We start from the raw sequence: 22,174 nt of genomic DNA on the forward strand, positions 1-22,174 counted from the left end.
CATGTCACCTGCACCTGTAAGTGTCGACCATCTTGCATTTCCGACCCGCGATCTTGAGGCGACCGACCATTTTTATTCCAAAGTGGTGGGCGCAACACTGGTCCACGCGGAAAGTGGCTATAGCCCGTCGTGGAAATCCGATTATTTGCTGATTACCTATGCGCTGCCCGATGGTACGCGCCTGTCGTTCTTTGATTGGCCGGCCGATACCGGGCCTTATCCGGATGATCCAAACATGCCCGATGATGTGTTTCATATCGGGTTGCGCTGTGCCGCCCCGCGCGATGTGATTGCCTGGCAAAACCATCTGTTCCAGCACAAGGTGGTCTATCACAGCGAGGATGACGGCAAGTCGCGCCGGTTATTTATGCGCGATCCCAATGGTATCCGGTTTGAAATCTTTGCCTCTGAAATTGCCAAATCCGGCGAGGATCATGAAGGGAACGCGCGTTCCGTCATGGGCGAGTGGCAAAAGATTGCCAGTGCCTGAACCGGTCGTGACGTCATTTCGGCTGTTTACGATGACGGGCAGGGACCGGTACTTTGCCGGACGATCAGTTCGGTCGGGATGATTACCGGTCCGGTTTCGCCGTGCGACGGCGGCGTTTTTGATCCCAGCCGATCGAGAAGCAAGGCAATCGCCTGTTCGCCCAGACGGCGGCGGGGTTGGCGCACGGTGGTGATCGGCGGGTCATAGGCCGCGGCATGCGGAATATCGTCAAAGCCGACAACCGATAGATCATGCGGGATGCGAAGCCCATATTCCTTGGCAGCCACAATCACCCCGATCGCCATGCCATCACTGGCGCAACACACAGCCGTTGGTCGGGTCTTTGGATCAGCCAGAAGCGCGCGCCCGGCGGCAATACCGGAATCGATGGAAAAATCGCCGCGATAAATCAGGTTTGGCTCGTGGGTGATGCCGGCTGATTTCAGGGCGCGGCGATATCCGGTCACGCGGTCCGTGGTCAGGATGTTGCCCGTCGGGCCACTGACATGGGCGATGCGGGTATGGCCAAGATCAATCAGATGGTTGGTCGCAACAAAGGATGCCTCGTCATTATCAATGATGACGGTTGGCAAGGCACATCCCGGAATGCGTTCGCAGGCAATCACCACCGGTGGTGTGGCGTTTGCCGGGGCCTTGGCAAGCGGTGCCGGGAGCCTGCCATTGAGCAGGATCATCGCATCGGCCTGATTGCTGCGCAGATAGGCGGCATAGGTTGCTTCGCGTTCGGGATCGTTTTGCGTATCGCCAATCAGGACGTTATAGCCCGCCTGGCTGGCACCCTTTTCAATGCCGGACAGAATCGCCGAAAAGAAAGGGTTTCCGATATCGGGCACCAGCAAAAGAATCATCCCCGAACGGTTCAGACGCAGGTTCCGGGCCATGACATTGGCGGTGTAACCGGTCGCGGCGATGGCAGTTTGCACTCTTTCGCGTGTGGTTTCGGAAACCACATTGGGTTTGTGCAAGGCCCGGCTGACAGTGGCAATAGACACCCCTGCCTGGCGGGCAACATCTTCAATCGTCGCGATTTTTTCAGTCATTCTTCTTCCTACTCCGCCGGTTGCAGGCTGTCCAGCGGCATTCGACGCCCGGATCGGCAGGTGATTTTGATCACTCCGAGCAAAATGTAAAGGTTTACATCGAAAATGAAAACGTTTACATAAGGCGAGGGTCAGGGCCCACTAATTTGGTTTAGATGGTTGACCGGATTTGTGCGGATACGCGGAGCAAAACCGCTGGAAGATATATATCTTTCAAGGTTTTTCGACAAAGTAGGCCGTGCAAATCCGGTCAATCCGAAGGACAGACGTTATATCTGCGAACTCCTGCGTCATATCCCTTGGTCGGGATGGCGACCCGACCGTCGGGCTGTTCCTTGGATTTCACAGATATAACGTCTGCCATCCAAATCAAATTAGTGGGTCCTGACCCTAACAAGCAGTTGATCGCAAGAAATGCGACGCTAGGGAGGATATATTCATGACGGATGCGGCTGTTCACGCCGTTAATCCCGATCAGCAGGCGCGCGTGCGGTTGTCCGGTCGGGAGATTTGCAAGTCATTTGGCCCGGCACAGGTGCTTTTCGATGTTTCCATCGATCTGCATGCGGGGGAAGTGCACGCGCTTTTGGGCGAAAATGGTGCGGGCAAATCGACGTTAGTGAAAATCCTGTCTGGCTATCATCAGCCGACCAGTGGTGCGCTTAGCCTTGATCAGGCCGACGTCACCTTTGAAGACAGTGAAGTTGCCGAAAATCATGGCGTCATCCTGATCCATCAGGAACTGAACCTGGCCGAGCAACTGACCGTCGAAGAGAACATCTTCCTTGGCCGCGAGATCAAACGGGGCTGGTTCCTTGATAAGGCGGTGATGCGCGCGGAAGCCAAAAAGCTTCTCGATCAATTGCAATGCGATGTCGATCCGCGCACACGCATCAAGGATCTTGCGGTTTCGGACCGTCAGATGGTCGAAATTGCCAAGGCGCTTTCCAAAAATGCCGATATTCTGATCCTCGATGAGCCGACCGCGGTCTTGACCGGGCGCGAGGTTGATATCCTGTTTGATCAGATCCGGCGCCTGCGCGAACAGGGTGTCGCGATCCTTTACATTTCCCACAAGCTCGACGAGATCAAGGCGATTGCCGACCGGGTAACGGTTTTGCGCGACGGGCGCCTGATCACGACCGAGCCGGTGACTGATGTTGAAAAAGACGACATGGCGCGCCTGATGGTCGGGCGGGACATCAAACAGATGTTCCCCGACCGCGCGCCGGTTGAGGCCCATGATGTGGCCATGTCTGTTCGCAATGTATCCGTTGACGGCCAAGTGCGTGACGCCAGCTTTGACCTTCGTCGGGGTGAGGTTCTGGGCTTTGCCGGGATTGTCGGGGCCGGGCGGACAGCCTTGATGGAAGCCATCATTGGCCTGCGCGACAGATCATCTGGCGAGATCGAACGCAATGGCGAGCCGGTTTCGATCCACAGCCTGCAAGATGCCAAGAAATGCGGCATTGCCTATCTGACCAAGGATCGCAAGGGCAGCGGGTTGTTGCTGAATATGGATATGCGGCCCAACCTGACATTGCTGGCACTTGAAAAATTCGGGACCGTGATCCTTAATCGCAAGGCCGAAGAAGCCGCACTGGCAAATGCGATCGAGGCCTTTGACATTCGCGCGGCCGATCCGAAAGCCAAGGTCGGTGATTTTTCCGGCGGCAATCAGCAGAAGCTTTTGCTGGCCAAGGTCATGGAAACCGACCCGGAAGTCGTGATCATCGACGAGCCGACGCGCGGCATCGATATCGGCACCAAAAGCCAGATTTATCATTTCATCGGCGATCTTACCAAACGCGGTAAATCCGTCATTCTCCTGTCGTCCGAGATGCCAGAAATGCTTGGCCTGTCTGATCGCATCGCGGTCATGGCGGCGGGGCGTATCACCGGCATTCTCGAAGGCAACGACCGCAACGAGCATGAAATCATGCGGCACGCGACAGGAATTTCAGGCAAGCAGGGAGTGTCTGTTTATGAGTAGCCTTGAGCGCTCTGAAGCTTCGACTTCGAGTGGTTTCAATATCGATTTCAAAGCCTTGGGTCCGTTTTTGGCCCTCGTTGGCCTGTTTGTTCTGGGCACGGGTATTAATGACGCGTTCCTGAGCGGCGGCAACCTTTCGAATATTTTCACCCGTGCGGCCTTTATCGGCATCATCGCGGTGGGTGCTACCTTTGTGATCACCGCGGGCGGCATTGATCTTTCGGTGGGCTCCATGGCGGCGTTTATTTCGGGTGCCATGATTGTTGTGATGAATACGCTTGTCGCAACGCTGGGGGCCGGGATCGAGACGGTTTTGATCGGTGTGGTGTTGTCAGTCTTGCTGGGGATTGCGGCGGGTGCCGTTAATGGCCTGGTCAGTACCAAGGGCAAGATCGAAGCGTTTATCGTCACACTTGGCACCATGGGGATTTACCGGTCGCTTGTGACCTATATGGCTGATGGCGGGACCCTGTCGCTTGATTTCGATGTGCGCGGTGTTTATCGCCCGGTCTATTACGGCGACATTCTGGGCATTCCTGTGCCGGTACTTGTGTTCTTTGCCGTGGCGGTTGCGGGCTATGTATTACTTAACATGACGCCGTTCGGGCGGAAATGCTTTGCGATTGGCTCAAACGAGCAGGTCGCGCGGTATTCGGCAATCCATGTCGACCGTGTGAAGACCCTGACCTATGTCATTCAGGGGCTGTGCGTATCGGTTGCGACCATCATTTATGTGCCGCGTCTTGGGTCGGCCTCAAGCTCGACCGGGGTGCTTTGGGAACTTGAAGCGATTGCTGCCGTGATCATTGGTGGCACGATGCTTAAGGGTGGCTATGGCCGGATCTGGGGCACGGTGATCGGCGCGATCATGCTGACCACGATTGGCAATATTCTGAATTTGACGGATGCGATCAGCAACTATCTGAACGGAGCAGTTCAGGGTCTGATCATCATCGTTGCGGTATTCCTGCAGCGCGGGGACTGGCGACGCAAAAAGAGCAAATAACCGGCGATCAACGTCCGGGAAGAATGTGAAAACGCATCATTTTTTTGATCAGGAGGAAACGTTGATGAAAACGTTTACAAAATATCTGGGGGCCGCCTGTGTTCTGGGCCTTGGTTTGGCATCGACCGGTGCAATCGCACAGGAAAAGATCAAGATCGGGGTTTCGATCCCGGCAGCGACCCATGGTTGGGCAGGTGGCCTGAACTGGCATGCCGAACAGGCCGAAAAGCGTATTGAGGCAACCTATCCCAATATCGATGTCATTGTGGTCAGCGCGAATGGTGCAACCGAACAGGCAAACGATCTTGAAGATCTGGTGTCGGTTCAGAATATCGACGCGTTGGTTGTCTTGCCGTTTGAGTCTGATCCGCTGACCGTTCCGGTCCAGCAGGTCAAACAGGCGGGCAAGTTTGTTACCGTGGTTGACCGTGGTCTTTCGCTTCCGGGGATTGAAGACGTCTATGTTGCGGGCAACAACCCGGAACTTGGCCGTGTTTCGGGCGAATACATCCGTGAGCGCCTCAATGACGAAGGCAAGATCGTTGTTCTGCGCGGCATTCCGACCACGATCGATACCGAGCGTGTGGACGCGTTTGTCGAAGCGCTTGACGGCTCGAACATCGAAATCCTTGATATGAAACATGCCAACTGGAACCGTGATGACGGCTATGAAGTGATGCAGGACTTCCTGTCACGCTTCCCGGAAATCAACGCGGTCTGGGCACAGGATGACGACATCGCGCTTGGCGTGATCGAGGCCGTCAAACAGGCCGATCGTACCGATGAGATGTTCATCGTTGGCGGTGCTGGCATGAAAGACATCATCAAACGCGTGATGGATGGCGATGAACTGACCCCGATTGATGTTCTGTATCCGCCGGCAATGATCGCAACTGCGATGGATGTGACGGTTATGAAGTTCACGTCGAATGCGCCGGTTGAAGGTCGCTATATCCTGGGTGCGACCGTTGTTACCCAGGAAAATGCCGAGAACTTCTATTTCCCGGACAGCCCGTTCTAATAGAGCTTTGGTTGGGACAAGCACTCTTGCGTCGGGCGCTCGCCGCCCGACGCAGCCTGATTTCTACTGAATTCCACTGATTTCCACCAGAACGCAGTTAAAGAGGTCTGAGATGAAAACGCTTAAGGGACCGGCGATCTTTCTGGCGCAATTTGCCGGCGACGAAGCCCCGTTCGACAGTCTTGACGCGATTGGTCGCTGGGCGGCGTCACTCGGCTATAAAGGTGTTCAGATTCCAAGCTGGGACAAGCGCCTGTTTGATGTCGAAAAGGCCGCCGAAAGCAAGGATTACTGTGATGAAGTGATCGGTAAACTTGCCGGGCACGGCGTGCAGGTGACCGAACTTTCAACCCATCTTCAGGGCCAGCTTGTGGCGGTCCATCCCGCCTATGACGAGATGTTTGACGGTTTTGCCGTGCCTGAAGTGCGCGGCAATCCAAAGGCGCGCCAGGAATGGGCGGTCAAACAGGTCAAGGCCGCGATCAAGGCTTCGCAACATATGGGAATCAACGCCCATGCAACATTTTCCGGCGCACTGGCCTGGCCGTTTGTTTATCCTTGGCCGCAACGCCCGGCCGGATTGATCGAAACCGCGTTTGACGAACTTGCCAGGCGCTGGACACCGATCCTGAATGCCGCCGACGAGGCGGGTGTTGATGTTTGCTATGAAATCCATCCGGGCGAAGACCTGTTTGACGGGGCGACGTTCGAGATGTTTCTGGAACGGGTGAAAAATCATCCGCGTGCCAACATCCTGTATGATCCGAGCCACTTCGTGCTTCAGCAGCTTGATTACCTTGATTTCATCGATATTTACGCTGATCGCATCCGGATGTTCCACGTCAAGGATGCCGAGTTCAATCCAACCGGCCGACAGGGTGTCTATTCCGGGTATCAGGGCTGGGTTGATCGTGCGGGCCGGTTCAGGTCGCTTGGCGACGGGCAGGTTGATTTTGGCGCCATCTTCTCGAAGCTTGCGGCGATTGATTTTGATGGCTGGGCTGTGCTCGAATGGGAATGCGCGCTCAAACATCCCGAAGACGGTGCCCGCGAAGGGGCCGAATTCATTAAAAATCACATCATTCGTGTGACAGAGAAAGCCTTTGATGACTTTGCCGATGGCGGCACGGACGAGGCGGCCAATCGCCGCATCCTTGGCATCGACTAGCAGCATTACGGGCAATACTCGTCCATTTCGACTTTGGAGGCAGATATGAGCAAACAAACATCGCTTGGCCGTCGTTTGCGCCTGGGCATGGTTGGCGGTGGGCAGGGGGCCTTCATCGGGGCCGTTCATCGCATCGCGGCGCGACTGGATGATCGCTATGAACTGGTGGCAGGTGCGCTTTCATCCAAGCCCGATGTCGCAGCGGCCTCGGCAGCAGAGCTGTTTATCGATAGTGATCGCAGCTATGCCAGTTTTGAAGACATGGCCAAACAGGAAGCTGCGCGTGAAGACGGCATTGATGTCTGTGCGATTGTCACACCCAACCACCTGCATTTCCCGGCCGCAATGGCGATGCTGGATGCCGGTATTCACGTGATTTGCGACAAGCCGCTTTGCATGACCGTCGATGAGGCCGAAAAGATCGCGGCCAAGGTCAAGGAAACCGGACTGCTGTTTGCCTTGACCCACAACTACACTGCCTATCCGATGGTGCGCGAGGCGCGCCAGATGGTGGCCGATGGCAAGCTTGGCAATATCCGGCTGGTGCAGGTCGAATATCCGCAAGGCTGGATGGCAACCAAGGTCGAGGATACCGATAACAAGCAGGCCAACTGGCGTGCCGACCCGGCCAAGGCCGGGATGGGCGGTGCGCTTGGCGATATCGGAACGCATGCCCATAACCTTGCGAACTTTGTGTCTGGCATGACGCCGAGTGAACTTTGTGCCGATGTTGATGCCATCGTTGAGGGCCGCAAGCTTGATGACAATGTGCAGATCCTGATGCGCTATGAAAATGGTGCGCGCGGCATGCTGTGGGCAAGCCAGGTGGCGATTGGCCATGAAAACGGCCTTCGCCTGAGGATCTATGGCGACAAGGGCGGCCTTGAATGGGCGCAGGAACATCCAAACCACATGCATTTCCGTCCGCTTGACGGGCGTCCGGAATTGCTGACCCGCGGCGGGGCAGGCATCGGGGCCGAAGGTCTTCATGGTGTGCGCGTGCCGCCCGGGCATCCGGAAGGGTATCTTGAAGGCTTTGCAAACCTTTATACCGATTTTGCCGATCAGTTGGTTGCGCATCTGACCAATGGCAAGGCCGATGCCGCCGCCATGTTGGTGCCCGGCGTCAAGGAAGGTCTTGAGGGCATGAAATTTGTCGAAGCCGTCGTGCGTTCTGGTCGGGACGGGGCCGTTTGGGTCAAAATGTGATCATTTCGCGCAATCGGGAAATCTGGGGATTTCCGTGTGCGCGAATTCACCATTGAAACGTGTTCTTCCCGTCCGGCGCTCTGTCGGCATTGAGCCGCAGCCTTATTGGTTGCGGCTCTTTTTTGTTCTGGTGGAGATTTAGCGACCGGTGAAACGGGAGGTGTGAACTGCTTTACATTGTTTGTTTCTGGACGAACTCCAAAATAACGGGCTGTTCTGAATTTTAGGATTTGAAATCAACGGCTTGAATATCCAATGGCGTGAATATTATGGCTTTCGCGCGCCTTGTGGTTTTCCACGAAGTGAAAAAGACTTGCCTCTTGGTTGATCCCCTATTGCTGGATTTTCCGTAAAGGTGTTTCCTAGGATCATAAAAAATAAGACTACTTTCAGGGAAATCACCGGGAGCGTCCGCATGCCCGAGAAGCCAAAGCTTCTGATAACGCGACGATTGCGTGATGCCGTTCAGGCACGCGCCGCGCGGGACTATCAGGTTCTGACCAATGCCGAAGATCGCGTGTTCACGCGTGAGGAGCTTATTGAAAAGTGCCAGCAGGTCGATGCTGTCCTGCCGTGCCATTCCGAGCATTTTTCGGCTGATGTCATTGCCGAACTGCCCAAGAGCCTCAAGATCATTGCCAATCATTCGGTCGGGGTGGATCACGTTGATCTGGCTGCAGCCAAGGATGCAGGGATTGTCGTGACCAACACGCCCGATGTGCTGTCGGATGCCACGGCCGAGATTGCCATGCTGTGCATGCTGGGTGCGGCGCGTCGCGGGGCCGAGGGCGATGCGATGGTGCGGGCCGGGAAGTGGGATTTCTGGTCGCCGGCCTTTATGGTCGGGCGTCAGGTCACCGGCAAGCGGTTTGGTGTTCTGGGCATGGGCCGGGTTGGTCAGGTCGCGGCTGAACGGGCACGCGGATTTGGCATGGAAGTCCATTACCACAACCGCAAGCCACTGCCCGATCATATGGCCAAGGGCGCGATTTTCCACGAGACGGTCGAAGACCTGTTTGCCCATTCCGACGTACTGTCACTGCATTGCCCGTCAACGCCAGAAACAAAAGGCATCATCAACAGCAAGACAATTGCGATGCTGCCTGACCGCGCGATCCTTGTGAATACAGCGCGTGGCAACCTGGTGGATGAGGATGCGCTTGTGGCCGCCCTTCAAAGCGGAAAGCTGTTTGCAGCGGGCCTTGATGTGTTTTGCAACGAACCCGGTGGAAATCAACGGATTAGCGCGTTGAATAACGTCTTTCTGTTACCACATATAGGGTCTGCTACCGAAGAAACGCGTGATGCCATGGGGTTTCGCGCACTTGATAACCTTGATGCCTATTTTCAGGGGAAAGAACCCGGCGACCGGGTGGCGTAGAAGTCGGGAAGACTGCCTGCGTCCAGTTTGTTGAAGTCTTTAACAATAACAAAATGCGCGCCGTTTTTGCGGTCCCGGAACGGACCAAGCGCATCAAAAATGGTCTTGGATATCAAGATCAGGGGCTTTTGAAGGCTGACAGTTACCGATTGTTTCCCGCCAATGGTGGACGGCAAACAACGGTATATCTGGGAGGAAAAATGGAAATGAAAACCAAATCTGAAGACGTGAAGTCCAAGGAAGTATCCCGTCGTTCGTTCCTGACCAAAGGGGCGACCGGGGTTGTGGCGGGTGGTGCTGCGGCAACCGGGATGTTTGCGGCACCGGCTGTCCACGCGCAGCCGGCACCAATGGTTCTGAAGATGCAGACTTCCTGGCCGTCATCCGACATCTGGATGACCTTTGCCCAGCAGTATGTTGACCGTGTTGAAGCCATGTCCGGTGGTCGTCTGAAAATCGACCTTCTGCCGGCGGGTGCTGTTGTTGCTGCCTTCCAGGTTCTTGATGGCGTCAATGACGGCGTGATTGATATCGCCCATTCCGTGCCGGTTTACTGGTACGGTAAAAACAAGGCGGCATCGCTGTTTGGTACCGGTCCGGTGTTTGGTGGTTCCGCAACCACCATGCTGAGCTGGTTCTATGCTGGCGGTGGTGAAGAGTTCTATCGCGAACTGACCCAGGATGTGATGGGGCTGGATGTTGTTGGTCTTCTTGGCTTCCCGATGCCAGCACAGCCGTTCGGCTGGTTCAAGGAGCAGGTCAACACCGTTGCCGATATCGAAGGCTTCAAATACCGCACCGTTGGTCTGGCAGCAGACCTTCTGCAGTCGATGGGCATGTCGGTCGCACAGCTTCCGGGTGGCGAGATTGTGCCGGCGATGGAACGTGGCGTGATTGACGCGTTCGAATTCAACAACCCGTCGTCTGACATGCGCTTTGGCGCACAGGATGTTGCGAAGAACTACTATCTGTCTTCGTACCATCAGGCATCGGAAAGCTTTGAGTTCCTGTTCAACAAATCCCTGATGGAAGACCTTGAGCCGGATCTGCAGGCGATCCTGCGTCACTCTGTCGAGGCGGCGTCGACTTCGAACACGGCGCTTGCGATGGACAACTATTCCTCGGATCTGCAGAAATTGCAGGATGAGGGCGTAGAAGTTCACCGGACCTCGAAAGAGATCCTGGCCGCACAGCTTGAAGCCTGGGACAAACTGATCCCGACACTTGAAGAAGATCCGTTCATGAAACGGGTTCTCGACAGCCAGCGTGCCTGGGTCGAACGTGTGACCTTCTATGAACTGATGAACTCGCCTGATTATCAGCTCGCTTATGAACACTACTTCCCGGGCAAACTGAAACTCTGATCCTGTTTCGGATTTCAGTGTTTTGATGATCCTGACTGCTCCGTTGGCCTGATCTTTTGGCTGGCGGAGCAGTCAATACGCGAACGGACAGGATTTCATGATTGGATTTATTGAATTCGCGGACAAGCTTTCGGCCTGGTTTGGCAAGGCCTTTGGCTGGTTGATTATCCTCATGACGCTTGGCATGAGCTATGAGGTGGCATCGCGATACCTATTTAATGCGCCAACCACATGGTCGCTTGATGTGTCATTTATCATGTATGGCACACTGTTCATGATGGGTGGGGCCTATACCCTGTCTCGTGGCGGGCATGTCCGCGGCGATTTCCTTTATCGTCTGTGGAAACCCACAACCCAGGCCAAGGTTGATCTGGTTCTTTATATCTTCTTCTTCTTCCCGGGTGTGACCGCCCTGATCCTGTCGGGCTGGAAATATGCCGCCCGTTCATGGGGCTATGGGGAAGTAAGCGTGAACAGCCCGGCGGGTGTTCCGATCTTTCAATTCAAGGCAGTGATTGTCGCAGCCGGCATTCTTCTGTTCATCCAGGGCATCGCACAGGTGATGCGCTGCATTTTGTGTATCCGTGAAGGGTACTGGCGCAATGCCGATGATGATGTTCAGGAAACCGAAGAATTGCTGATGAAGCAAAAAGTGGCCAAGGAAGACTGATCCCATGACGATCAAGATCAACCAGACCCCTCGGCCATACGCGATACACGCCCCCGAACGGAGCAGCCAACGTGATTGACGCACATGTCGCCCTGATGATGCTGGGCATCTTTATTATACTGGTATTCCTCGGTTTCCCGGTTGCCTTTACCCTGATGGCGCTTGGCATCGGGTTTGGATATTACGCTTATTTCGATGCAGGCCGCATGTGGCGGGCCTTTAACCGGCTGGCTGAGGACAGCGAAACCCTGACCTCGGTGATAACGTGGTTCGAAGGGGCGTTTAACAACCGAATATTCGATTTGTTCATCAACCAGACATACACGGTGATGTCGAACGAAGTTCTGACCGCCGTGCCGTTGTTCCTGTTCATGGGCTATATCGTTGAACGCGCCAATATCGTGAACCGGCTGTTCTCCACCCTTAATATTGCGGCGCGTAACATTCCCGGATCGCTTGGCGTTGCGGCGCTGATTACCTGTGCGCTGTTTGCAACCGCAACCGGCATTGTCGGCGCGGTGGTGACACTTATGGGGATGCTGGCGCTGCCTGCGATGCTTAAGGCGCGCTATGACAAAAGCTTTGCGTCGGGCATCATTTGCGCTGGCGGGACGTTGGGCATTCTGATCCCGCCGTCGATCATGCTGATTGTGTATGCCGCGGCGTCGGGTGTGTCGATCGTGCGGCTTTATGCCGGTGCGCTGTTGCCGGGTCTGACCCTTGTTGGTTTGTATCTTTTGTACGTCATGGGGCGTGCAATGTTGCAGCCAAAGGCAGCCCCCCGTCCAACCAGCGATGAAATTCCGGAAGTGCCGTTGCCGAAAGTCCTTTGGATGCTGGCGACCTCGTTCTTCCCGCTGGCCTTCCTGATTTTGGCGGTTCTGGGATCGATCCTGTTTGGTCTGGCAACCCCGACCGAGGCGGCGTCCATCGGTGCGCTTGGCGGGATGCTTTTGGCGGCGGCTTATCGGGCCCTGACCTTTGATCGCCTGCGCGAATCAGTTTATCTGACGGTGCGGACATCGGCGATGGTGTGCTGGCTGTTTGTCGGGTCTTATACGTTCTCGTCGGTGTTCTCCTACCTTGGTGGTGAACATGTGATTGCCGAGTTTGTCGGTGGTCTGGACCTGACACCGCTTCAGTTCCTTTTGCTGGCACAGTTGATCATCTTCCTGCTGGGCTGGCCGCTGGAATGGTCGGAGATCATCATTATCTTCGTTCCGATCTTCCTGCCGCTTCTGCCGCTGTTTGATATTGATCCGCTGTTCTTTGGTATTCTGGTGGCGCTGAACCTTCAGACCTCGTTCCTGACCCCGCCCATGGCGATGTCGGCCTATTACCTTAAGGGGGTGGCACCCAGCGGGATATTGTTGACCGATATCTTCAAGGGGATCATGCCGTTCCTGTTCATGGTGATCGTCAGCATGGTTCTGATGTACGCCTTCCCGCAAATCGTGTTCCATCTGCCCGATCTGTTCTATGGCGCACGTTAAGGGAGGGATGAGATGAGTAATATCAACCCGCTACTGACACTTGAAGTTGTCGAACTGCGCGACCGCCTTGCCAGCGGGGCGGTGCGCGCGGTCGAATATGTCGAAGCCTGTCTGGCGCGTATTGCCGAGATCGAACCAAAGGTTCAGGCATGGGCGTGGCTTGACAGCGATCACGCGATTGCCCAGGCCCGTGCCCTTGATGCCAGGCGTCAATCAGGTGCGCCGATTGGTCCGTTGCACGGGCTTCCTGTCGGCCTGAAAGATGTCATCGATACCGCCAAGATCCCGACTGAAAACGGCACCGTCCTTGATAAGGGGCGCGTGCCGGAAGAAGACGCGGTTCTGGTATCGCGTCTTAAGGCGGCCGGCGCGATCATTATGGGCAAGACGGTTTCGACCGAGCTTGCCTTTATGCATCCGTCTAAAACGCGCAATCCCCATAACCCGGATCATACACCCGGTGGATCATCGGCCGGGTCGGCAGCAGCAGTGGCAGCCGCCATGGTGCCGCTTGCCGTGGGGACGCAAACCGGCGGATCGGTTATTCGACCGGCATCGTTTTGCGGTGTTGTCGGGTTCAAGCCGACCTTTGGCGCGATTGCCCGGACCGGCGTTCTTAGCCAAAGTCCGAGCCTTGATACAATTGGTGTTTTCGCCAATTCGATCACCGGGGCGGCGATGGTGGCCGAAAGCCTGTTTGGATATGACGCAGGGGATCCGGCAACAGAACCAAGCCCGACGCCAAGGTTGGTCGATGTCGCCAAAAGCGATCCCTTGGTGACACCGATGTTTGCCTTTGTTCGGCCGCCGCAATTTGACGAGGTCGCGGACAAGGAAACCATCATGGCGTTTCGGGAAATTACCGAGATGCTGGGCGATCAATGTTTCGAGGCCCCGTTGCCCAAGGCGTTTGAAGATGCCAATGCCCTGCGGGCCCGGATCAACTTTGCCGAAATGGCCAAGGATTATTACGGTTACGAAAAGCGTGGCCGTGATCACCTGTCACCCGAAATCCTTGAGGCCATCGACAAGGGCAATGACGTCAAGGCACGGGATTATCTGGCGGCCCTTGACTGGCGCAAGGTCCTGAATGCCGGGCTAGACGAAGTGTTCAATCGCTGTGATGCGATCATCACGCCTGCGGCCACGGGCCCGGCACCGGCCAACCATCAGACCACCGGCAACCCGATCTTTAACGGGTTGTGGACGTTCTGCGGAACGCCCGCCGTGACCATCCCGCTTTTGTGGTCACAAAGCGGGATGCCGATGGGCGTGCAGCTTGTTGGTCGCATTGGCGATGATGCGCGTTTGATGCGGACCGCCAACTGGTTGAAATCACATCTCAGCAGTCAGGAGAACGCATAATGGAAAACAGTCTTTTGAACCGTGCCATGGCACTTCTGTCCTTTGCTGTACTTGTCGGATTTGTCGGCATTCTTGTCGGCTATGTCACCCGCTTTGACCTTGCGTTGATCGTAGCGCTGACGGTGGGACTTGCCGGGTGGGATATGTGGCATGTCGCCATGGGCAACAAGGAAGACAAACACTGATCTGACGGGGAGAACCCCAGAAGATGCAAGCAAACTTGCGGGACAGGATGATGATGATCCTGTCCCGCTTTTTTATTTGGTGACGTTCGCGTGGGGCCGATCACGCGGGATCAGACAGATGCCTATTCATAGCCAAAGCGTTTGGCGGCGATCTTTGTGATATCGCGGATCAGGGCAATTTCAGCATTATCGAATTTCGGCCGGTAATAGTCCGGGCCATGAATGGTCGGCGCGACACGATCAATGAGGGGCCCCGCATCATCCAGTTCGACATGGTCAAACAGGGATGCGAGTTGATGGGCAGGATCGGCGACCAGGTCTTCATAGCGCACGACCAGTGTCGCGTTTGCCAGATCCTTGTTCACGATCATCCGGTCGGCCAGATAATGATGCAGGTTGGACCAGTAGCGCGCCCAGCCTTCGATTTCATCGCCATTGGTCCAGAGCTTCATGATTGCGAAGGTTTCGTGCAAATCACCGGTATTGATCGGGCGGCGGTCCAGCCCGAATTCGTAATGGCCGACGCGTTGCATATGGGCGATGGCGCGCGGGTTGTCGGCTTCGCCTGCGCAGAACAGCTTATGCTGCTTGATCAGGGATGCGATGTGCCAGACCGGATCGCGCACCGGTAAGACAAACCGGGCATCAGGAAAAATCGACAGCAGATATTCCATCCGCGTGACCAGATAATTGGCCTTGGACACATAACGTTGGCCACCGCGAACATGGATCAGTTTGCGAATGTGATCGCGATAAAACTGTTCAAAGGCCGGGTTGCTGATATGGCCATCAAGAACGTTGCTTTTGCCGATTTCATGCAGATTGTTAAAGAAGGCCATCCAGATCATTTCCTCGAAGGCTTCGGGGCTTTCGGGGGTGACATTGATGCCGTCTGCATGGGTGCGTTCGACCGCGACGTTTTTCTTGCCAGGGGCCAGATCGACAAAGCGGTTCCAAAGCCAGGGCGTGAAAACAGGCGGATAATCGCGATAGCGATGGGTTGCCGCATCCGCGTGACCGGCCAGTGTTTCGAGCAAAATGGTGCTGCCCGATCGGGCAAGGCCGGCAACAAAAATCGGCTTTTCGATCCGGATATCTTCAATGGCGTCGGCGGCCAGTTTGGTTTCGAAATTTCCCAGCCGGATCCAGTGTTGCGGGTGGCGTGATACCAGCCCGCTTAGCCAGTGATCCCAGCCAGAGACATGAAACGCATTGCTGTTTGATGCCTGTTTCGCGGTCGCATTGGTCATTCGATCCGAAACCCTTTCTTGATGGCAAGTGACCCCAGCAACAGGCTTACGAAGAATGTCAGTTCCCACCCGCGGGCCCAGTCCGGACCGGCAGAGAGGATTTCCTGACTTTGCAGGGCAAAGCGAAGCTGTGTGACCGGGGTGTCATCGGGCAAATAACCCGCCGGATTGCCGATCAGGCTGTTCCACCAGACTTTATGATGCATGACCGGAATGGGGGCTGCTGCCTCGACAATATGGCTGTGTCCTTCGATATGTCCGGGGATCTGGACAATCGGGCAGGCACCGGTGACCGCATCAGGATTGCCGCCGATCTGTTCGATCTCGGTGTCCTTGGGTTCTACATCGATCTGAACCGGTTCGCCGGGCGGCGGGCAGCTATATCCGTATTGCCCGTCCAGCCAAACAATCAGGGCAAGGGCGGGAAGGGATGCCACAACCGCCGGGCCGATGACAAAGCCGACCAGTTTGAAGGATTTGGCAAGCTGCGCCTTGGCAAGTTGCATGCCCTGCCCGAAATCCTCGCCATCGTCATCGGACATGGCGCGCTGGGCTGCCTTGACTTCGGCCTTTACCTGCTTGATGCGGGTTTGCGGCGAGATCAGGCGATATAAAACCATGGAAACGCCAGCACAGATCAACCCCCAGATCAGCACCCGGCCAAATGGACCAATGGCCGTGGCCATCAGGTCATCAAGGGCGGCAAATGCCGGGGCGGGCCAGTCAAACAATCCCATGGCAAATAGTCCGGTATGAGTTCATCTGCCTGCCCAATCAGGAATTTTGATGTTCTGATGCGTTGGCGGTCGCAGGCTTTGCCGCGCGGTTTGCCTTGCGTTTGCGCATCATTTTGCGAAGCGGCCACATCAAGACAAAACCGACTGCAACGACGATTGCCGCCAAAACTGCCCACAAGGCGGATAACAGGCTAAGACCGGCACCCGGCCCGACATAGGCCTGGGCGGGAAAGGCAATCAGCATCATCGCGCCTGCAAGCGTTACAGTGCCAATGGTCAGAAATGTCTTGGATTGTTTGGCTTTAAATGCCGGAATTATCGAGCTGTTCATTTGCGGTTTCATTGTGCTTCTCCTGCGTTGGAGGTGCCTGTATTCGAGGCGGGGGCGGTAGTGCGAAACAGGTCGGCACGCGCATCGCTGATGCGTTCGGCCTGTGAAACGACGGGGACGAGTTTCTTGCCGGGATTGTCGGGATCATCGCGGCGGATCGGGTTGTGGAATTCCCAAACGATTTCGCCGCTGTCGGTGACTTCCAGCAGGCGGCCGCCACTTGATTCCGTAATCAATGTATTGCCATTGGGCAGACGTTGCTGATCAGCGCGAATGTTGCTGTCAAACTTCTGATCGGCGTTGCCCTTGTATTGCCAGGTAATGGCATTTGTTTGCGGATCGATTTGCAAAATGCGCGAGAACCCGGCATCGGGATCGGCAAACTGTCCCTGGTTATCGAACAAAAGGATGTCGCCATTGGGCAGAACATCCGGGTCATGTTGGCCGAGCCACGGCCCACGGGTGGCCCAGGTGATCTTTTCCGCATCCATATCCAGAACGGCAATGATGCCAAGATCGCGGAAGGACAGAACAACATCACCCGCCTTGCCATAGGCAAAGTTGGCGGCTGTTTTATCGTCGATCAACTGGATCGTGTTGGTGTGAAGGATGTCTTCATTGGCGAAATAGGGGGCAAAATCAACCATGTTGGCGTAGTTGGACTTGATCAGCGCATCAAGGATCGAGACGCGTTTGATCTCCTTGCCATCGGGCGACAGGATCACGGCAAAATCATCAAGGCGCGGCGGCCTGAGTTGTTTGCGATTGGGATAGGTGTTGAACCGGAATTCCTGTGTCAGCGCATAAACACGACCATCATCGGCGATGGAAAAATCATGATGGGCGGTGCCAAGATATTTCCAGATCGGTTTTGAATTGCGATCAATCTTGGCCATGCCATAGCCATAAGGCGTATCGCCAGCTGCGGTATACTGGACAATCAGATTGCCATCCGGTGCCATCTTGGCCGTATGCCAATGCATGAATTCATCTTTTTGCGGATTGGGGATCGGGGATGTTTCATCGTGAATGGCACTGAACGGCATCCGCCATTCATGGACGATGTTGCCATCCATATCGATCAGAACCGCATGCGGCCCATCGCCCGATGAATACAGTGTCAGGCCAGCCTGTGCCTTGTCCTGGTCGTGGATGGTGACACCGACTTCATCGGTGCGGGCCGGTGACCAGAAATCAAGCCGTTCGACATCGGTATATTTGGTCCGTTGTTCCCAAAGTGCTGTTCCGGCACGCCAGGCATTTTTCAGAGACTGGTACGGCGGGACTTCCGCCAGTACCACAAACGCGCCAAGCCCAAAGCTGATCGCGGCAATTCCGATCACAGAGGCTGTGAGAAACAGGCGATCACCGGTATTGGTGGTGTTGGACTCTTCGTATTGACGAGTATCAGGCACGCATAACCTCCGTGTATTTTGACAGAAAGGTTACGCAGACGTGCGGGCAAATTTACGGCGATTTTATCGGTAATTGCGGCGAATTGGTCTGCAATTAGCCGCGAATTCGCCTTAAACGTTAATTGTTAATATGAACAATCATACCGTTTTTTTTGGGGCGCGGATGCAGACGGGGCAGGAAAAATCATCCTGCCCGCTGGTGCGGTTTTATTTGCGTTCGGGGGGCTCGACCAGATTTTCAATCGGGGTGATTGAGGTGGTTTTGACCTTTTTGGTGACGATATAGGTGAAATAGCGGTCAATCCCGATATTGGACACCAAAAGCCGGTCGATCAGACGTTGATAGGCATCAACGTCATGACACAGCACCTTGAGCATGTAATCCACCCCGCCGCCAAGCGCATAGCATTCGACGATTTCGGGGATGTCTTGCACGGCGCGTTCGAAAATCTGGAAATCATCATGCTGGTGATGACGGAGGGTGACTTCGGTCAGAACCAGTGTCGGTTTGACCAGCTTTTCCAGATTGATATGGGCGTGATACCCCGAAATAACGCCAAGGTCTTCGAGGCGTTTGAGCCGTTCCCAGCACGGGCTTGGCGAAAGGTTCACCGCCTCGGCCAGTTTGACCTTGGTGATGCGCCCTTCGCGTTGCAGGGTTTTGAGGATTTTCAGATCGAGCTCATCAAGCCGGACCATGGTCAGAGCACCTCGGCAATCACAATCAAGCAGTCACCCGTTTTGATCAGGCCCTGGAAATGGCGGCACGAAACGATGCCTTCACGCGGGGCATAATATTCGCGCGGCGGGGTGCCTGTGCGTTCGACATCATAAATACGCGCGATCAGATCGCCTTCCTTGACCATGTCGCCCAGATCAACGCACGGCTCATACAGGCCGGATGCCTCCGATGCGACAAAGCAACGGTCATCGGGCATATCAAGCATGGTCGTGCCGGTCGGGCTCGGTTCAATTTCACCCTTGAGGATACCGGCGTGAATAAGGATGTTGCGCACACCACGGTCCGCAATCGCGACACGTTCGGCCGTGGTTGACCCGCCGCCACCCAGTTCGGTGGTGACAAAGGTTTTGCCAGCTTCTTCGACCACGGTGTCAAACATGCCGACCGCATCCAGTTCGAGCATCATCATCGAATAGGGTGCGCCGAATGCCTTCATGGCGGCAACGCAACGTGCTTCCTGTTCCTTGTCGGGCAGGACGTGGGCGGCTGCGAACGGGATGAAATCAAGCGTCTTGCCGCCGGAATGGATATCAAGAACGATATCGGCCTCGGGCACGAGATAACGGAAGATATAATCGGCGATCTTTTGCGTCACCGTGCCATCGGGTTTGCCCGGGAAGGACCGGTTCATGTTGCCGGCATCAATCGGGGATGTCCGAGATGCACTGCGAAATGCCGGATAGTTCATGGCTGGCAGAATGATCACACGACCGGTGATTTCACCCGCGGACAGGGATTCCGCCAGTTTGAATAGTGACACCAGGCCTTCATATTCGTCGCCATGGTTGCCGCCGGTCAGAAGGGCGGTGGGGCCATTGCCATTGCGGACCACGGTGATCGGGATCATCACGGCACCCCACGCGGAATCATCACGCGAATAGGGGAGCTTTAAAAAGCCGTGGTGAATGCCATCCTGATCAAGCGGGATCGTCGGGCTGATGGGCGATGGTTTTGTCATGGTCGTATCCTTAAAAAGCCTGACTTCGCGACCGTCGTCGTCAGGCTGTGGCGTCTGGCACCGGACGTGGCATGTTTGGGATGCGCGTCCGGTGCGGCTTTGGCGGAATTAGTTTTTGACAAACAGCTGGCGTGGATAGCTGGTCAGGGTTTTCGACCCGGTTTCGGTGATCATCATGCTTTCGGTGATTTCGATCCCCCAGTCATCGAACCACAGGCCCGGCATGAAGTGGAAGGTCATGCCCGGTTCAAGAACCGTGCGGTCACCGGGGCGCAGGCTCATGGTGCGTTCGCCCCAGTCCGGCGGATAAGAAAGCCCGATCGGATAGCCACAGCGGCTGTCTTTTTCGATGCCGAATTTCTGCAAGACCCCGAAGAAGGCGATGGCGATGTCTTCGCAGACATTGCCCGGTTTGGCGGCTTCGAGCCCGGCCTGAAGGCCTTCGATCAGGGCACTTTCGGCATCAAGGAACCGTTGATCCGGTTCGCCAAGGAAAATCGTGCGCGACAGCGGCGCATGATAACGGCGGTAACAGCCGGCAATTTCAAAGAAAGTCCCGGCATTGCCCGGAACGGGTTTTTCATCCCAGGTCAGATGCGGCGCACCAGCATCCGGGCCCGATGGCAGAAGCGGTACAATGGCCGGATAGTCGCCCCCAATGCCGTCAACACCGGCGATCCCGGTACGGAAGATTTCCGCGACCAGTTCGTTCTTTTTCATCCCCGGTTCGACGATTTCGAAAATGCGTTCATGCATGTTTTCAACAATGCGGGCGGCTTGCCGCATATAGAAAATCTCGGTCTCGGATTTGACCGCGCGCTGCCAGTTCACAAGGGCCGTGGCATCGGAAAACTTGGCGTTTGGCAGATGAGTCTGGAGCTGCAGGAAGGCCTTGGCGGAGAAATAGTAGTTGTCCATTTCCACACCAATGCGGCGCGATGCCCAGCCGCGATATTCGATCACCTCGGCAAGGTAGTCCATCGGGTGATGGGTGGTCGATTGCACATAGTAATCCGCATAGGGAATGATGCGGTCATGCGGCATATAGACCGTGCGTTTTGCCCCGTTGGCATCCTGCGAACGCCCGAACCAGATCGGGTCGTCTTCGATTGGAACCAGTACGCATTGATGGACATAGAACGACCAGCCGTCATAGCCGGTTAGCCAGGCCATATTTGACGGATCGGTCACGATCAAAAGATCGAGCCCCTTTTCCACCATGGCTTTTTTGGTTTTCTCCAGGCGCTCGGCATATTCCTCACGCGTGAAATTCAATTCTACCTGGCTCATCGCAGGCCTCCAGATAAAGGTGGGTCCAGACCCTGTTTCCCTTTGTTGTTAAGAAGTAATCTCGACCCCTGTACCGGCTGCATCACAGCGGTGACGGGCGAGAGTGGCGATAGCGGTGTCTTGCACACCGGTTCCGGTCAAATCACAGACCGTAGTCTGACCCGCACTTGTCCTGCCGGTCAAGGATTGGGCAATGATTTGGCCGAGTTCGGGGAATGTCGCGTCAGAGGACACCACACCGGCATCGATGGCGTGATGCAGTTCGCCAAGAATGCGTGTCTGTGCCTGACTGTCGCTGACATAAAGGTCGGCCTGCCCGATCAGGGCAGGATCAATTTCGTTTTTGTGTTCGGCATCGGACCCCATCGCGGTCACGTGCGTTCCGGGCTTGACCCAATCGGCCATCAGAACCGGTTCGCGCGCAGGCGTCGTTGTGACGATGATATCCGCGTTGCTTGCGGCGTCTTTGCCATCCGTGGTGGCGGTCACCGGAATGCCCAGTTCAAGCGATGCCTTTTTGGCACACGCCTCGGCCTTGGCGATGTCACGTGCCCAGATCGTCGCGGATGTAATATCGCGCACCAGTGTGAGTGCCTTAAGCTGCAACTGTGCCTGCACGCCAGCACCAAAGATGGCAGCATGTTTGGCGTCATCGCGGGCCAGATGTTTTGCAGCCACCCCGCCAGCGGCGGCGGTGCGCACATCGGTCAGATAGCCGTTATCGAGCAAGACGGCCTCCAGCAGGCCGGTCTTGGATGAAAACAGGTTCATCAATCCGTTGACCGATGGCAGGCCGAGTTTGGGATTATCAAAGAAGCCCGGGCTGATTTTGATGGCAAAGCTGTCGATGCCCGGCACATAGGCGGTTTTGACATCGACCTCGCCATTATATTCGTCGATATCCAGACGCAGGATCGGCGGCATGCGGACGTCCTGTGTGGCAAGCGCCTTGAACGCGCCTTCGACACAGTTGATGGCATCCATATCGAGATCAATGACCTTGCGCAGGTCGGTTTCGGTCAGAATTCTGATTGTCGGCATGGTT

21 protein-coding genes are annotated in these 22,174 nt (G+C 55.7%); 12 read left to right on the plus strand and 9 right to left on the minus strand.

The features are described 5' to 3' along the window. Nucleotide 1: 1 nt before the first annotated feature. On the plus strand, nucleotides 2-490 hold the full coding sequence (locus TH2_RS08540) for a VOC family protein (RefSeq protein WP_008890016.1): 489 nt from the start codon (nucleotides 2-4) through the stop codon (nucleotides 488-490). 26 nt (nucleotides 491-516) lie between these two features. Here the strand turns inward: TH2_RS08540 and TH2_RS08545 are convergent, their stop codons facing one another. Further along, complete coding sequence (locus TH2_RS08545; protein WP_008890017.1) at nucleotides 517-1,551, minus strand: LacI family DNA-binding transcriptional regulator; 1,035 nt, start codon at nucleotides 1,549-1,551, stop codon at nucleotides 517-519. A gap of 439 nt (nucleotides 1,552-1,990) precedes the next feature. Between TH2_RS08545 and TH2_RS08550 the strand changes: the two genes are divergently transcribed. The 11 genes from TH2_RS08550 to TH2_RS08600 all read left to right on the plus strand — a co-directional run bounded on the left by TH2_RS08550 (nucleotide 1,991) and on the right by TH2_RS08600 (nucleotide 14,406). Next, nucleotides 1,991-3,544: a sugar ABC transporter ATP-binding protein gene (locus TH2_RS08550; protein WP_008890018.1), complete on the plus strand. Its 1,554-nt coding sequence runs from the start codon at nucleotides 1,991-1,993 to the stop codon at nucleotides 3,542-3,544. Further along, nucleotides 3,537-4,550, plus strand: a complete 1,014-nt coding sequence (locus tag TH2_RS08555) for an ABC transporter permease (protein ID WP_008890019.1) — start codon at nucleotides 3,537-3,539, stop codon at nucleotides 4,548-4,550. Before TH2_RS08550 ends, TH2_RS08555 begins: the two co-directional genes overlap by 8 nt. Before the next feature lie 64 nt (nucleotides 4,551-4,614). Beyond that, nucleotides 4,615-5,571 carry an ABC transporter substrate-binding protein gene (locus TH2_RS08560; RefSeq protein ID WP_040823275.1) on the plus strand — a complete coding sequence of 319 codons (957 nt, stop codon included), beginning with the start codon at nucleotides 4,615-4,617 and terminating at the stop codon, nucleotides 5,569-5,571. 112 nt (nucleotides 5,572-5,683) lie between these two features. Beyond that, nucleotides 5,684-6,739: a sugar phosphate isomerase/epimerase family protein gene (locus TH2_RS08565; RefSeq protein WP_008890021.1), complete on the plus strand. Its 1,056-nt coding sequence runs from the start codon at nucleotides 5,684-5,686 to the stop codon at nucleotides 6,737-6,739. Between the two features lie 45 nt (nucleotides 6,740-6,784). Further along, entirely contained in the window at nucleotides 6,785-7,948 is a 1,164-nt protein-coding gene (locus tag TH2_RS08570; protein WP_008890022.1) for a Gfo/Idh/MocA family protein, read from the plus strand. Between the two features lie 415 nt (nucleotides 7,949-8,363). Then, nucleotides 8,364-9,329 (plus strand): 2-hydroxyacid dehydrogenase, encoded by a 966-nt coding sequence (locus TH2_RS08575; protein WP_008890023.1) that lies wholly within the window; start codon nucleotides 8,364-8,366, stop codon nucleotides 9,327-9,329. Nucleotides 9,330-9,535: 206 nt separating this feature from the next. Beyond that, nucleotides 9,536-10,693: a TRAP transporter substrate-binding protein gene (locus tag TH2_RS08580; protein WP_040823277.1), complete on the plus strand. Its 1,158-nt coding sequence runs from the start codon at nucleotides 9,536-9,538 to the stop codon at nucleotides 10,691-10,693. A 97-nt stretch (nucleotides 10,694-10,790) separates the two neighbouring features. After that, a complete protein-coding gene (locus tag TH2_RS08585; RefSeq protein ID WP_008890025.1) occupies nucleotides 10,791-11,363 on the plus strand; it encodes a TRAP transporter small permease subunit in 573 nt (190 codons plus the stop codon). Between the two features lie 71 nt (nucleotides 11,364-11,434). Continuing rightward, nucleotides 11,435-12,856 (plus strand): TRAP transporter large permease, encoded by a 1,422-nt coding sequence (locus TH2_RS08590; RefSeq protein WP_008890026.1) that lies wholly within the window; start codon nucleotides 11,435-11,437, stop codon nucleotides 12,854-12,856. A 12-nt stretch (nucleotides 12,857-12,868) separates the two neighbouring features. Then, nucleotides 12,869-14,221 (plus strand): amidase, encoded by a 1,353-nt coding sequence (locus tag TH2_RS08595; RefSeq protein ID WP_008890027.1) that lies wholly within the window; start codon nucleotides 12,869-12,871, stop codon nucleotides 14,219-14,221. After that, nucleotides 14,221-14,406, plus strand: a complete 186-nt coding sequence (locus tag TH2_RS08600; protein ID WP_008890028.1) for a hypothetical protein — start codon at nucleotides 14,221-14,223, stop codon at nucleotides 14,404-14,406. The genes TH2_RS08595 and TH2_RS08600 overlap by 1 nt, the downstream gene beginning before the upstream one ends. A 122-nt stretch (nucleotides 14,407-14,528) precedes the next feature. On the opposite strand, the gene TH2_RS08605 is transcribed toward TH2_RS08600, so the two are convergent. The 8 genes from TH2_RS08605 to eutC all read right to left on the minus strand — a co-directional run bounded on the left by TH2_RS08605 (nucleotide 14,529) and on the right by eutC (nucleotide 22,170). Continuing rightward, the gene (locus tag TH2_RS08605) at nucleotides 14,529-15,656 is read right to left on the minus strand and encodes a sulfotransferase family protein (RefSeq protein ID WP_008890029.1); all 1,128 of its coding nucleotides are present in this window, start codon (nucleotides 15,654-15,656) and stop codon (nucleotides 14,529-14,531) included. Next, nucleotides 15,653-16,393: a hypothetical protein gene (locus TH2_RS08610; RefSeq protein ID WP_008890030.1), complete on the minus strand. Its 741-nt coding sequence runs from the start codon at nucleotides 16,391-16,393 to the stop codon at nucleotides 15,653-15,655. The genes TH2_RS08605 and TH2_RS08610 overlap by 4 nt, the downstream gene beginning before the upstream one ends. Nucleotides 16,394-16,430: 37 nt before the next feature. Next, a complete protein-coding gene (locus TH2_RS08615; protein WP_040823280.1) occupies nucleotides 16,431-16,724 on the minus strand; it encodes a hypothetical protein in 294 nt (97 codons plus the stop codon). Nucleotides 16,725-16,732: 8 nt separating this feature from the next. Next, nucleotides 16,733-18,139 (minus strand): arylsulfotransferase family protein, encoded by a 1,407-nt coding sequence (locus tag TH2_RS08620; protein ID WP_008890032.1) that lies wholly within the window; start codon nucleotides 18,137-18,139, stop codon nucleotides 16,733-16,735. Nucleotides 18,140-18,346: 207 nt separating this feature from the next. Continuing rightward, nucleotides 18,347-18,838, minus strand: coding sequence for an Lrp/AsnC family transcriptional regulator (locus TH2_RS08625; protein ID WP_008890033.1), 492 nt, complete (start codon nucleotides 18,836-18,838; stop codon nucleotides 18,347-18,349). Nucleotides 18,839-18,840: 2 nt separating this feature from the next. After that, nucleotides 18,841-19,839 carry a N(2)-acetyl-L-2,4-diaminobutanoate deacetylase DoeB gene (gene doeB / locus TH2_RS08630; RefSeq protein ID WP_008890034.1) on the minus strand — a complete coding sequence of 333 codons (999 nt, stop codon included), beginning with the start codon at nucleotides 19,837-19,839 and terminating at the stop codon, nucleotides 18,841-18,843. A gap of 108 nt (nucleotides 19,840-19,947) precedes the next feature. Next, nucleotides 19,948-21,129: an ectoine hydrolase DoeA gene (doeA, locus tag TH2_RS08635; protein WP_008890035.1), complete on the minus strand. Its 1,182-nt coding sequence runs from the start codon at nucleotides 21,127-21,129 to the stop codon at nucleotides 19,948-19,950. 48 nt (nucleotides 21,130-21,177) lie between these two features. After that, complete coding sequence (gene eutC / locus TH2_RS08640) at nucleotides 21,178-22,170, minus strand: ectoine utilization protein EutC (RefSeq protein ID WP_008890036.1); 993 nt, start codon at nucleotides 22,168-22,170, stop codon at nucleotides 21,178-21,180. Between the last annotated feature and the right edge of the window lie 4 nt (nucleotides 22,171-22,174).

The organism is Thalassospira profundimaris WP0211 (genome assembly GCF_000300275.1).
Taxonomy (GTDB): domain Bacteria; phylum Pseudomonadota; class Alphaproteobacteria; order Rhodospirillales; family Thalassospiraceae; genus Thalassospira; species Thalassospira profundimaris.